Here is a 12955-nt window from a genome sequence, read left to right on the forward strand (position 1 = left end):
TGTCCGAAGCCAATTCATCTCCCACCTACTCACTGGGCTGCGACCCTTCACGTTCCTTGAGGAAGGAGTCTTCTTGGCTAAAATGATAAAATTTACAAGGCTTACTAAATCCTATACCTATGCACTGTACTAATCTGTTAAAGGATTGCACCGTCTGCTCTTTCGTATACATAATGTTAAACTTTTTTGACCACTTAGCTAACTCACTTTTGGTCAAGGAGATACTAGTAATTCCATTGTCGTAATGTTTATCTTGTAATAAGACTGCCGATAGTAATTCCGTGTTAACTAACATGCAAATCTCTACATAATTACATCCGTCCTTTTATAAATTTAGATCAAAATGATAATCTTAACCATCTCTATTACAGTAGTCTAAATTGGGAGATTTCAAGGGAACAACTACACAGTTTTAATGATATTGTACACTGCTTATCACATTTAATCTAAATCAGACTTAAAACCTGCAAGTTTAGCTTATCAAATACGTTTCATGAAGTCCTTTTTCGTTGGGCATATGAAACTGGACATATTTTAAAGAATCCAGTTGCAACAATATATTATGTCTTCTAGTTTGAATACCCTCTTTTTAACTTTAGTAATGAAAATAAGCCGATATTATGCAACTCTGTATAAAAAGCTGCATAATATCGGCTCTAAGGATTTTATACGTTATAGAAGATTAGCTTTTCGTTACATTAACAGAGCCTTTCTAATTAAAATTTATAGGAAAAGTAAATGTAACAAAAGCTGCCCAAAGTCCGTAGACCGGCAAATACTTAGTAACGGCATCTTGGATAGTTGAAGGTCCGGATTTGTTTTGTAGAAAACGCATATAGGAGAGCATAATCCCGATTAGATTTGCCCAGATAAGTATGTTTACTCCTAAAACAGCAAGTCTATTAGGCGTAATTATAAATCATTAGCATCATTTTATTACTTTCCCATCAGTGTTTTACCCCTACGATATACTACATTACCTATTGAAAACTATAACAAACACATATGTTAGAAAATATGTTTTTTAGAGGAAATTTTACCCATTTATTGTTATAATTATATTCACAATATTTTTCCAGGAGGGTTCCTATAAAAAACAATAGGATAATGGACATACATACTGGGCACTCCCCTTCTTAAATACGTTCATAGAAATATAGAAAGGGGTTATACGATGGGACAATTTCAAAGTAATTTTCAATCGGCACAACAAATCGCTACGCAGATGAGGGCAGCTTCGGATACCATCCAAAGTGCAACAAATCGCTCTATAAAAAAGGCGACGCGTACTACGCTTTCTGTTAATTCCAAAGCACAAGAAGCGAACCAACAAGTTTTAGATTTGACGAAACAATTTTCCGCCATCTTTCAACAAGCGGTCGATAATATTCATTCGGTAGCCAAAGAGTTTGAGAGAATGGATCACGAGCTTCACAACACTTTTCGCTAATGTGACCACCTTCGTAAAGATAAAACGGTAGGAGGAAAAAGATGGACCGAGATATCGAAAACCAAATTAAACAGTTAAATCAAAAATTACGAGGTGTATTTGAAGAACAGAATCGGAATCAATCTGCGATTCAAACACAGGAACAAGTAGAAGAAGATTTTCATGTATGGAAAAATCAAAATCATCGTTTGTTTGACCGTATTTTAGAAACTTGGCATAGAGATAGAGAAATGTCACTGTTTTTTATGAATATGCGTCAAGATGCACAATATATTGGGCGAAAACTTATTTTCGAATTGGAAAATCAAAAAGAAACATTGCTCAAGGAAAAAAGAAATCTGAGTAATTTAGAAAACGACCTATCCTACCAGCAACAAAATCTAGCAAAGGAGGTCAATTCATGAGTTTGAATATGTATCTAGGGGAAGTACATACGCAAACACAAAGCATGAACGCTGTATGTACGGCTACGATTCAAGGTATGGAGCAAGCCATTCAGTCGATTGACGCTTTTGCGAGTGATACTGTCCTTCAAGGCCAGACTTACGATAGTGCAAAAGCGTTTTTTGTACAAACCTTTTATCCTTTAGCACAAGGAATCATTTACTTATGTGAAGAATTAATCCGTCAGAATGATGCCTTTCCAAGTCAATTTCAATCAAAGGTAGCTTCAACTGATGTAATCGAACAAGAAATATTAGAACAAATCCGAGGGATTGAACGAACGAAAGCTGGTATTGAAGTAATCAGTAATACACTTCCAGGTATGCAAGCGATGATGGGTATTTTTGATGTGATGAAACGAAAACTGCAAGAAAAATTAGAGCATCTACATGAATTTAATTATACTTCTAGTAGTAATTATGATACTGCACTTCAACTGGCTGCTAGTATTGCGACTGGTTTATCGGAAGTCCAAAGTGGAAAAGGTTTTAGTCCTGCAAGTGGTACATTTAGTACACAAGGGTTGAATATGGAATGGGCAACGTCTATTCAAGCGATAGAAGAAGAGAGGGCACGTCAGGCTGCCAATTCAATTGAAGAAGGTGCAATGTGCGGGAAGCTTCCTTCAAAATCTACTGGAGAAAAAATTTTGGACGGTATTGTAAGAGGTGCAAGGGAAGCCGTTGAAGATACTATAGAAGGATTTAAGGCACTTGGTAAATGGGAAACGTGGGAAAATATGGGGAATGCTGCGTTGCATCCTATTGATACTCTTAGTACCATGTACAATGTATTGTCAGATTCATTTATTAATGATGTAATAAATGGAGATGCTGAAAGTCGTGCTAAGTGGGGAAGTTATGCTTTAACACAAGTTGGATTAGGACTTATTGGTGATAAAGGATTAAGTAAAGCAAGTAAATTAGGTCAAGCGGGTAAAGTAACCAAACTAGCAAAAAATAAGATTCCGCAAAGCATTTCACATATTACAAGTAATTTACAAATGGGGGATCGCTTTGCTCTTGCAGGTATGGGTTCTATGAGAATTGAAATACCTACAATTAAAGATTACTTTGTTAAAGCAAGTAGTGGAAATAGTAGATTAAATAATAATCTTGGTAATGCAAAAAAGCCAGGCGGATATCAAAAAGGAGATATTGATGAACATGGCTATTTAAGTCCAGCAGTTAATCGTGCTCCAGGAAATAAAAATGTAGCTGCTGATAATCGAATACAATCCCATCATCCTATACAAAATGAGTGGGCTAAAAGATGGGCTAAAAAGGGTGAATTTGATTATAACGAAAAGAAAGCTCAAGCAATACTTTTACCATCAAGTTCTGGTTTACCACACGCAAAAATTTCTGCTATGCAAAGAAAACGAAGAAAAATTGAGGGGTATGATACTGATATACATTATGAATTTAATGTAAGCTATAGAGAAATGATTGAGGCAGGAGTTAGTCAAAAAAATGCAAGAAAGGCATTAGTGGATGCTTATAAATATTTTGATAGTTTAGGAGGCTTTGTAAAAAAATGATAGATTTATTTAAAGTTCCTGGTTTAATAAAAAATAATCCAGTAAGTGATATTGAAATTCAAAAATTAGAAGAGCTGATGAAAATAGAATTACCTAGTGTATATAAAGATTTATTGAGATATACTAATGGTTTTTCAATTGGTGGAGGCTTAACGATTTATGGTACTGAAGATATTGTAGAACGAAATGAGACTTGGGAAGTAACTGAATATGCAAGTGGGTATGTTTCTATCGGTGATGATGGCAGTGGTAATGTTTTTTTAATGTTGCAAGGTGTAGATGTAAAGGAAGTGTTGGTTGTTGATTCTGGTGATATGGATCCAAATCATGCTACTGTAATTACTTTGGATTTTAGCGAGTGGGTAAATACAGGATGTTTAAATGAAAAAATACAGAAAATAGAAGTGGAATTCCCTGATACGTGTAATATAGTGTTAGTAGAAACTCCTAATGGGGGATTAAAAGATTTAGTAAAGATAAAAAGTGTTCTAGCAATTGATATTTCAACAGGAGATCTATTAAAAGGCTCGAAAAATCTTCCTTTTACATTAGTGAAGAAGTTTCCATATGGTAAGGCAAAAAAAATGATTGAAAAATTAGGACCTGTTGGTGTAGTGCTAAATGCGGTACCTATCGATATAAATAATTAGTGTTAAATATAATTTTGAACTTATGTTGGATTTTTTAATGTTAATTTAATATTTTAATTAGAAAAATAGAACTAGCACTTTAAATGTTAGTTCTTTTTTTAGTTATTTTTTAAAGGGATTAAATAAGGAATGTATCAAGAATATGGTTCTGGTGCAAAAACTTTGAAGTATATGAAAATAGTCTATCAAACTTGGACATACTGATACTAGTACTCTAAAAAAGGATGTGATTGGTATGGAAAAGCAAAATCTAATCAAGTGGAAACATTATCAACCGGATATTATTTTATTAACCGTGAGATGGTACCTACGGTACAACCTCATTTTTCGTGATTTAGTCGAAATGATGGAAGAACGTGGGCTATCCCTTGCTCATACAACGATCATGCGATGGATTCATCAATATGGTCCCGAATTAGATAAGCGCGTACGACGTCATCTTAAATCAACCAATAATTCTTGGCGAGTCGATGAAACGTATGTGAAAGTCAAAGGTCAATGGATGTACCTATATCGTGCTGTTGATTCAAAAGGAAATACAATTGATTTTCATTTAAGCAAAACAAGAGATCATAGGGCTGCAAAGCGCCTTTTCAAGAAAGCTTTGCGGTCTTTTCATGTTTCAAAGCCACGTGTGATAACAGTCGATAAGAATCCAGCTTATCCTATAGCAATTGAAATGCTAAAAAAAGAAAAAAACATACCTAACGGTATGCGAATTAGACAACAAAAGTACTTGAATAACATAGTAGAACAAGATCATCGCTTTATAAAGAAGCGAATCCGTTCTATGCTAGGTCGTAAATCTTTTGACACAGCTATATCTATTCTTTCTGGAGTAGAAGCCATGCATATGATTAAAAAAGAACAGATTGCTTTACGGAACCAGTCTGTCCAAAATCAAAAAGAATTCATCCATCAATTGTTTGGACTTGCAACATAAGATACGATTCCGTTAGGAATATATATGCTTTATTCTCTTTTGTTTTATTTTTGCACAAGAACCTGTTTTAGACTTGATGCTTCCGCCTAATTATGTAAGTACAAACTATACAATATGTAACTTCTAACCATTCTTACTTAATCTTCTTCTCTCTTTTTCTAACCGTCTAAAAATCACACATATAACACCGCCCGCCACTGTAAACAGAATGCCAGGCACCAATAATAAAAGTCCCCCTTCACTCATCCAAATTAACGCTATTCCTAAAATCAAACATATAATTCCAATTATCATCTGACCTCTTTACCACCCTTTACATAAAATTTCACCATGCTTGTAAAAACATTCTGACAAAATTATACCTCTTTACTTATAACAAACTCAATACTACTAAACTATCTGTTTCTCCCCCTTTCCTTCAAGAAATAAAACCGTACGATTCCATTTTTCTCCATCATACTATATAGTATTATAATAATATATAGTATGATGGAGAAAAAACGAGAGGAGATTATTATGGTAACGATTGGAATTGACCTAGGAACAACGAATAGTTTAGTAGCCTATTGGACGGATCATGGTGCAGCCCTTATCCCCAATGCACTTGGCGAATATCTTACACCATCTGTCATCAGCGTTGACGAGAGCGGTGAAGTTCTAGTCGGACGCATCGCCAAAGAACGGCTGATCACCCATCCGCACGTTACAGCATCAACGTTTAAGCGATTTATAGGAACAGAGAAAAAATACGAGTTAGGTATGTATACATTTTCTTCAGAAGAACTTTCATCTTTTATCATTCAATCTTTAAAACAAGATGCAGAAGCTTATTTAAACGAAGCGGTTACTGGTGCTGTCATTAGCGTACCTGCTTATTTCAACGATGCTCAGCGCAAAGCGACAAAACGGGCTGCTGAAATTGCTGGATTAAAAGTTGAACGTCTCATTAGTGAGCCAACGGCAGCTGCTATCGCTTACGGACTGTATCAAGAAGCGGCAGAGACAAAATTTCTTGTATTTGATTTAGGCGGCGGAACATTTGACGTGTCCATTTTAGAATTATTTGAAGGAGTAATGGATGTTAAATCAATCGCCGGCGATAATTATCTTGGGGGCGAAGACTTCACAAACAGTCTCATGTCCTTTTTTTTAGAGTCACACCAACTCGATTCCGATTCCCTTGACTCAAAAACGCTATCTTTAATTTATGCACAGGCAGAACGTTGCAAACTTACATTATGTAATGAGCCTGCCGCGATTATGAAAGTCTTTATTCATAATGAGACGTATGAAACTCGCATTAACAGAAATGAATTTGAAAAATTAGTAACCCCGCTCCTCTTACGGCTTCGCTATCCGATTGAACGCGCACTTCGTGATGCGTCGCTAAACCCTAAGGATTTAGATGCTGTCATCCTAATTGGCGGGGCGACAAGGATGCCGCTTATCAAATCTGTCATTTCTAAAATGTTCGGACGCATGCCTCATGCGAATATTAATCCTGATGAAACGGTTGCTTTAGGTGCTGCGATTCAAGTTGCTTTAAAAGAACGAAACAAAGCACTAGAAGAAGTTATCTTAACGGATGTTTGTCCATATACGTTAGGAACTAGTGTTGTTCAAGCGTTAGGAAATGGACAACAAGAATCCGGATACTTCTTCCCGATTATTGAACGAAATACACCGATTCCTGTAAGTCGAGTGGAACGACTTTATACTGTCAATGATAGACAACACTCCATACTTGTCGATGTTTATCAAGGAGAAAACCGCTTGGTTAAAAATAACTTAAAACTTGGCGAACTTAAAATTAAAGTCCCTCCTGCTCCTGCTGGACAAGAGGCGATTGACATTCGTTATACATATGACATAAATGGCATTCTCGAAGTCGAGGTAATAAGTACAACGACTGGAGAGAAGAAAAGAGCAATTATCCAACAAAATGCCGGAAATCTTACAGAAAAAGAAATTGAAGCTAGACTACTAGAATTGAAGGAAATTAAAATTCATCCACGAGACCGGTCCGAAAACCGATTGCTGCTCGCAAGAGGCGAACGGCTCTATGAAGAATTACTCGGTGACGAACGCCAGAAAGTCGCTATCTTGTTACAGCAATTTGAAAATGCGCTTACAACGCAAAATGATAAAAAAGTGAAAGAAGCTGCTCATATATTAAAAGAGCATTTAGAGAATATTGAAAGGTGGGTCAGTCATTCATGAGCATTTGGGAAACGTTAGAAATTGAGCCTACCGATAATATCGCAGCTATTAAAAAGGCTTATGCAAAACTTTTAAAGATCTATCATCCCGAAGACGATCCTGAAGGATATCAGAGGCTGAGAGAAGCATTTGATAAAGCGATAAAAAGCGCAAAACAAATGAAGACCGTACCTCCCTCTCAACTAGAAAAAACAGATGAAAACGAAGGAAATTCCTATATCCATCCTGTATCTCCTACATGGATGGATGGTGACGCTGAACTTACCGCTACTCTCGTTTCAGAACATCCCGTTCACGCATTTACGGAAAAAATCGAAACGCTGTATAACGATTTCTTTGCACGAATCGAACCGAAAAATTGGGAAGACTTATTAAGTTCCGATGTGATATGGGACGTAGAACATGCGGCAGCGATTCAAGATATATTAATAGAATTTTTACAATATCATTACCATTTCCCCCGCTCGATTTGGGAACTTCTCGACAATGTATTTCGCTTTAGTGAGCAAAGAGAGGAGTTAGAGTTTGAATACGGTGTAGAAACGGTACAATTTTTGCTAGAGAGAATGAGCGGCGAGAAGGAAATGCGTTATGATCTTTTCAAGAAAAGTGATGATTTAGATTTTGAAGCGTATTTTCATTTACGTGAAGAAGTCCAGCTCACACTTATGAATAATAACTTAGAAGCAGCAAAAAGTGCACTCGATTTTGCATACGAGCTTTATCAAGAAGATCCGGAACTTTTACGTATGCAGGGCATTTATTATTTGCGCATCGAAAATAAAGAACGTGCGTTACAATCATTCAATGACATACTTGTCATTTGCCCAGATGACCTGGATGGTTTACTGTATCGCGCTCAGATTTACTATGACCGCGGGCAGTTTGCAGATGCTATCAAGGACTGTGAGCATCTACTTTCGATTCAGCCGGAGCATATGGACGCACAGTTCTTATTAGTGAAGTATTCGTTCGAATCAGGTGATATAGAAACTGTAGCCACTAGGGCGTTGGATGTGGTAAAGCGTTATACGGAACGCTTTGAATTTCGTTCATACTGTATTCAAATTCACACTGAAATTCCAGAGAAGAGACAGAAACAAGAAATAAATATGAGGTTTATTATCCGCTATGCGCTATACCTTTTATTTATATTTATTAGCCGCACCTGGGTTTATTTGATCTTTATGATTCTTATTGTTTTAACCCCATTACCATCTAAATATGCATTACTTCTCCTACTCCCACTTATTTGGGAAGCATGGAAATTCGTTAGGCTTCAAACATTAGCATAAGGAGGAGACAGAATGCCTGTTTTATACAAAAGAAAACGAGAGAAACAGCTCGAACTATATTTCCGCTGTCTGTCTTCCGTTTGTTTGAATTGTTTTTATCTTACAAACTACTTTACCCGATATGAATTCACCCTTATCAGAGACCGCTTTATTGGGAAACGTTTTTTGAAGAACGTGTTATGGACATGGAAGATCGAAAATTCAACGGAGTTAAAAGAGAAAATCATTTGGTTTTTAGAAGAAGGAACACGGCAGGAATTTAATCGTATACGCCATCAATTGACTCCTCTTTCCGAGACAGCGCGAAAGCAATTATCGAAAGACCATCCTGACTATGAAAAACTTTATATTGCTAATCACGGATTACATATTTTGACGGATTCCGGAATTGCAGCGTTTGATTATGCATGGTGTATCTGTTTATGTCGGGTCGGTAGAAGACTCGGTTATTTATCAAAACCGGAAGCAAAGGACTTTATGATACAGGCTGCACAACTTTCACAACATTCTTATTCAGATTGGCACGAGTATTTTAACGCCTTTCGTATCGGCAGCCACTTTAACACAAATGATATAGAATTCATAAATAAAGATAAGTATAATATTAATTACGTATCGAACTTGTTTGATTATAAAAAAACTCTATTGAGTGTTGTTCCGTGGGAAAATAATCTACTTAAAGATTTAAGTTAAATTATGCTATGCTTCTTAACCAAATTGTTGAACTACCCCCACTTTCACTTCGTTTAGAAGTGGGGGATTCCTAAGTAAAGAGTTCTATCGAACTCTAATTTATTAGGCTATCTCCGCAGTCCTTGCGGTTAGAAGCCTTATCGCTTCATTCTTTAGATTGATACTTGCGTTAATATCCCTATCATGATGTGTACTACAAGAAGGGCAATCCCATTTACGTAGGTTTAGATTTTTAACGTCTTTGTTTTGATATCCACACCAAGAACATAATTGGCTTGAAGCAAATGTTTTCGATACGACAATGACTTGTTTGCCATACCATTTTGCTTTATATTCCAACATGGTTCGAAACTGTGACCATGATACCTCACTAATTGCTTTTGCTAACCTATGATTCTTTAACATATTCGATACTTGCAAATCTTCTATACCGATAACATCGTGGTTTTTGATGATTTCAGTCGATGTTCAGTAACACTTTACATATGTCGAACAATTAAGATGGCTTCATGCTATCCCTTGTCCGAAGCCAATTCATCTCCCACCTACTCACTGGGCTGCGACCCTTCACGTTCCTTGAGGAAGGAGTCTTCTTGGCTAAAATGATAAAACTTATCTGGTGCACCAAATGGTGTTGATACACCATTTACTCCATGATCTATTTTCCCAATTATTTATTATTTTTGTACCGTGCTTTATAATCTACATATTCTTTTTTAGCGTCTTGATTGTTATCTTGTTTTCTATTAAAGTATGTGTGTATCTGTAACGCATATCTTACTAAATTCCCCTCATCGTTCTTTTTCTTGTAGTCTACATCAATACTTACTTGCAGTATCTGCTTTGGTTTTTTTGCGGCGTCAAGATAAAGTACAATTGTCGCCCCACCATATTCATCATATTGTATTTTTAGTTTGTCATTAATAATACTTTGAAATTCTGATTCAGTTAGTCTATATCCAACTGTATTAGGCTGATCAAATTTTTTAATATCACCACCTGGCTTCATCTTTAGTTTCCCTATTCCTTTTAACCGATCCACAATTAAATTAACGTAAGAAACATCAACATTGGAATCACTTTGTACCTGCCCATTTTTATACATAATATTTGTACTATAAACAGTTTCTTCTTTATAATTATTATTTGTACTTTCTTTCTTTCTATTATCTATATCAGTAGTAATCTCTTGTGTTGTATCTCCATATAAGCTTTTATCTTTCGTATTATATACACCTTCCGTAGTTTGATAGATTGTTTTACTGTGCTCTCCATCTTCTTTTTCCTCATACGCACTATATATACCTCTTTGAAACACATGTGCATATCCATCATCACTCGCAGACATAACCTTCGTCATATCCCCTTCATCCAAGGCCTTTACAAATGGTTCATACTCAATTTTCGTTTCTCCAAAACTACATCCGCCTAATAAAGACGCAACTACCGTCATAATAATCATCCCCTTAACTTTGTTTTTCTTTTTCATACCATCACCTCATTCGTTACTCTTGGCATTTTCAGTTTGATTATGCTTCCTTTTACATAATAGTATACTTCATCTTTTCCTAAAGCTGGTTCGTTACTTACATACTTGATGCTGAAAATGCTTTGGTCGTTTAGAGGCATTGCGATAATTGCTGTTGTTAGTTTACTTCGCATTTTCATTGGCAATGCATCTCTGTTTCGGTCCATATATTCATATATGATATTACAATTTCTCCTGTGGTCTTATCTTTAAAAGCATATGCTACAAATCCTGTATTTTCATCTACTTCATGATATATAAGCTCTGCATTAAAATTCTCTTGTAATCTATCTGTATTATCTTGTTCAGTTGAATTATTATACGGATCTCTCCCAGCTTGATAATCATATATATCCTTACCAGCTAGCTTCAATTTTCCACAATCAGTAGCTACCTTTAAATTTTCATCCTGGTCCTGTCCCGCATTATTCTTCATACTAGGTTATCTCCTTTCCCAATTATTTATTATTTTTATACCGTGCTTTATAATCTACATATTCTTTTTTTGCATCTTGATTATTACTTTTTTTGCTCTCAAAATATGTGTGTATCTGCGATAGATATTCTATTAACTTTCCTTCATCATTCTTCTTCGTATAATTCATAACAATACTTACTTCCAATATCTGCATTGGACCATTTGCGGAGTCAAGATGAAGCACAATTGTCGCCCCACCATATTCATCATATTGTATTTTTAGCTTGTCATTAATAATATTTTGAAATTCTGATTCAGTTAAGCTATATCCAGCTGTTTTAGGCTGATCAAATTTTTTTGTGTCATCACCTGGCTTCATTTTTAATTTTCCTATTCCTTTTAAACGATCCACAATTAAGTTAACGTAAGAAACATCAACATTGGAATCACTTTGTACCTGCCCATTTTTATACATAATATTTGTACTATAAATGGTTTCTTCTTTATAATTTTTATTTGTCTTTTTTTCATTTTTTTTATCTACATCAGTAGCAATTTCTTGTGTTGTATCGCCATATAAACTTTTATCTTTCGTATTATATACACCTTCTGTAGTTTGACGAATTGTTTTACTGTGCTCCACATCTTCTTTTTGCTCGTACATACTGTATATACCTCTTTGTGTCACATGTGCATATCCATCATCACTCGCAGACATTACCCTCTTCATATCCTCTTCATCTAAAGCCTTTACAAATGGTTCATAGTCAATCTTCGTTTCTCCTAAACTACATCCGCCTAATAAAGACGCGACTATCGTCATAATGATCATCCCCTTAACTTTCTTCTTCATACTGTCACCTCGTTCGTTACTCTTGGCATTTTTAGTTTAATTATGTTTCCTTTAACATAATGGTATACTTCCTCTCCCATTAAAACCGTAAATATCCTTCCCTGCTAATTGTAATTTTCCTTCGTCGGGAGATAAATTAAAACGCCCCATAATTAACCTCAACCCATTCCTAATTATTTATTACTATTGAATCGATTTTTACATTCAGAATATTCAATTTTTGAATTTTGAGTATTTTCAACTTTGTCACTAAAACTCACAGCAATTTGTTGTCGATGTAACAACATTTTATCTTGATTATTTTTTTTATAATATCTTACTACTAAGGTTATTTCGGTTATACTCATTGGGTGGTCCTTAGTATCTTTGGCAGAATTAAAGCCGATAACAATTGATGCATTTCTAAATTTATCATATTCTAACTTCAAATTATCATTTATTATCTCTTTAAATTGTGACTCTGTTAAACTATAACTAATGCTACTAGGTTCACTAAACTCTTTTATATCTTTCGTGGGTTTCATTTTAACTACACCTTGTAAACCTTTGACAATTAAATTAATAGCCGACACATCTAATTTAGGATTTTCACTTTGAGCTTCACCATTTTTGTATATAATATTGGTACTATATATGTCCTCTTTTTTATAATTTTTTGTTGTATCTTTCTCTTTTTCACTATCAATATCAGTAGTTAATACTTGATTTGTATTTCCATATAAAACTTTATCTTTTGTATTGTAAATTCCATCAATAGTTTGATATATCGTTCTATCATGCGTCCCATCTTCTTTTTCTTCTTTAGTAACAAAAATCATTTGTTCTTTCAAATGCGCATACCCATCATCACTCGCAGACATTACCGTTTTCATATCTCCTTCATCTAACGCCTTTACCAATCTTTCATACTCAATTTTTGTT

The 12955-nt window shown here is 35.2% G+C and carries 11 protein-coding genes and 4 pseudogenes; 8 read left to right on the forward strand and 7 right to left on the reverse strand.

Features of this window, described 5'->3' with window-relative positions; translation table 11 throughout:
- Positions 1–712: 712 nt before the first annotated feature.
- Positions 713–913: pseudogene (locus MR109_RS28865) on the reverse strand (DUF4153 domain-containing protein); the annotation flags it as partial.
- A 261-nt stretch (positions 914–1174) separates the two neighbouring features.
- On the opposite strand from MR109_RS28865, the gene MR109_RS28870 reads away from it, so the two are divergent.
- The 8 genes from MR109_RS28870 to MR109_RS28905 all read left to right on the forward strand — a co-directional run bounded on the left by MR109_RS28870 (position 1175) and on the right by MR109_RS28905 (position 9235).
- Entirely contained in the window at positions 1175–1450 is a 276-nt protein-coding gene (locus MR109_RS28870) for a TIGR04197 family type VII secretion effector (RefSeq protein ID WP_242274757.1), read from the forward strand.
- A 41-nt stretch (positions 1451–1491) separates the two neighbouring features.
- Positions 1492–1854 carry a DUF3958 family protein gene (locus MR109_RS28875; RefSeq protein ID WP_242274758.1) on the forward strand — a complete coding sequence of 121 codons (363 nt, stop codon included), beginning with the start codon at positions 1492–1494 and terminating at the stop codon, positions 1852–1854.
- Complete coding sequence (locus MR109_RS28880; RefSeq protein ID WP_242274759.1) at positions 1851–3434, forward strand: T7SS effector LXG polymorphic toxin; 1584 nt, start codon at positions 1851–1853, stop codon at positions 3432–3434. The genes MR109_RS28875 and MR109_RS28880 overlap by 4 nt, the downstream gene beginning before the upstream one ends.
- Positions 3431–4084 (forward strand): SMI1/KNR4 family protein, encoded by a 654-nt coding sequence (locus MR109_RS28885; RefSeq protein ID WP_048517394.1) that lies wholly within the window; start codon positions 3431–3433, stop codon positions 4082–4084. The genes MR109_RS28880 and MR109_RS28885 overlap by 4 nt, the downstream gene beginning before the upstream one ends.
- Positions 4085–4319: 235 nt before the next feature.
- The gene (locus tag MR109_RS28890; RefSeq protein ID WP_242274760.1) at positions 4320–5027 is read left to right on the forward strand and encodes an IS6 family transposase; all 708 of its coding nucleotides are present in this window, start codon (positions 4320–4322) and stop codon (positions 5025–5027) included.
- 516 nt (positions 5028–5543) lie between these two features.
- Positions 5544–7247: a molecular chaperone HscC gene (locus tag MR109_RS28895; RefSeq protein WP_242274761.1), complete on the forward strand. Its 1704-nt coding sequence runs from the start codon at positions 5544–5546 to the stop codon at positions 7245–7247.
- The gene (locus tag MR109_RS28900; RefSeq protein ID WP_242274762.1) at positions 7244–8542 is read left to right on the forward strand and encodes a J domain-containing protein; all 1299 of its coding nucleotides are present in this window, start codon (positions 7244–7246) and stop codon (positions 8540–8542) included. Before MR109_RS28895 ends, MR109_RS28900 begins: the two co-directional genes overlap by 4 nt.
- Before the next feature lie 12 nt (positions 8543–8554).
- On the forward strand, positions 8555–9235 hold the full coding sequence (locus MR109_RS28905; protein WP_215576333.1) for a DUF1266 domain-containing protein: 681 nt from the start codon (positions 8555–8557) through the stop codon (positions 9233–9235).
- Between the two features lie 102 nt (positions 9236–9337).
- Here the strand turns inward: MR109_RS28905 and MR109_RS28910 are convergent.
- From MR109_RS28910 to MR109_RS28935, 6 genes and pseudogenes are all read right to left on the reverse strand, one after another.
- Positions 9338–9700, reverse strand: a pseudogene (locus MR109_RS28910) (RNA-guided endonuclease TnpB family protein); the annotation flags it as partial.
- 205 nt (positions 9701–9905) lie between these two features.
- The gene (locus MR109_RS28915; protein WP_242274763.1) at positions 9906–10724 is read right to left on the reverse strand and encodes a DUF3952 domain-containing protein; all 819 of its coding nucleotides are present in this window, start codon (positions 10722–10724) and stop codon (positions 9906–9908) included.
- A pseudogene (locus tag MR109_RS28920) lies at positions 10721–10939 on the reverse strand (hypothetical protein); the annotation flags it as partial. The gene MR109_RS28915 and the pseudogene MR109_RS28920, both read right to left, overlap by 4 nt.
- Positions 10936–11199, reverse strand: a pseudogene (locus tag MR109_RS28925) (lipase); the annotation flags it as partial. The pseudogenes MR109_RS28925 and MR109_RS28920, both read right to left, overlap by 4 nt.
- 22 nt (positions 11200–11221) lie before the next feature.
- Complete coding sequence (locus MR109_RS28930; protein ID WP_242274765.1) at positions 11222–12034, reverse strand: DUF3952 domain-containing protein; 813 nt, start codon at positions 12032–12034, stop codon at positions 11222–11224.
- A 173-nt stretch (positions 12035–12207) separates the two neighbouring features.
- A partial coding sequence (locus MR109_RS28935) for a DUF3952 domain-containing protein (RefSeq protein ID WP_242274766.1) occupies positions 12208–12955 on the reverse strand: 748 nt, incomplete at its 5' end.

This window comes from Bacillus cereus group sp. BfR-BA-01310 (genome assembly GCF_022664325.1).
Taxonomy (GTDB): domain Bacteria; phylum Bacillota; class Bacilli; order Bacillales; family Bacillaceae_G; genus Bacillus_A; species Bacillus_A paramycoides.

Coding starts and splice junctions, on each gene's coding strand:
- MR109_RS28870 (WP_242274757.1), top strand. CDS start 1,175: ATGGGACAATTTCAAAGTAATTTTCAATCGGCACAACAAATCGCTACG.
- MR109_RS28875 (WP_242274758.1), top strand. CDS start 1,492: ATGGACCGAGATATCGAAAACCAAATTAAACAGTTAAATCAAAAATTA.
- MR109_RS28880 (WP_242274759.1), top strand. CDS start 1,851: ATGAGTTTGAATATGTATCTAGGGGAAGTACATACGCAAACACAAAGC.
- MR109_RS28885 (WP_048517394.1), top strand. CDS start 3,431: ATGATAGATTTATTTAAAGTTCCTGGTTTAATAAAAAATAATCCAGTA.
- MR109_RS28890 (WP_242274760.1), top strand. CDS start 4,320: ATGGAAAAGCAAAATCTAATCAAGTGGAAACATTATCAACCGGATATT.
- MR109_RS28895 (WP_242274761.1), top strand. CDS start 5,544: ATGGTAACGATTGGAATTGACCTAGGAACAACGAATAGTTTAGTAGCC.
- MR109_RS28900 (WP_242274762.1), top strand. CDS start 7,244: ATGAGCATTTGGGAAACGTTAGAAATTGAGCCTACCGATAATATCGCA.
- MR109_RS28905 (WP_215576333.1), top strand. CDS start 8,555: ATGCCTGTTTTATACAAAAGAAAACGAGAGAAACAGCTCGAACTATAT.
- MR109_RS28915 (WP_242274763.1), bottom strand. CDS start 10,724: ATGAAAAAGAAAAACAAAGTTAAGGGGATGATTATTATGACGGTAGTT.
- MR109_RS28930 (WP_242274765.1), bottom strand. CDS start 12,034: ATGAAGAAGAAAGTTAAGGGGATGATCATTATGACGATAGTCGCGTCT.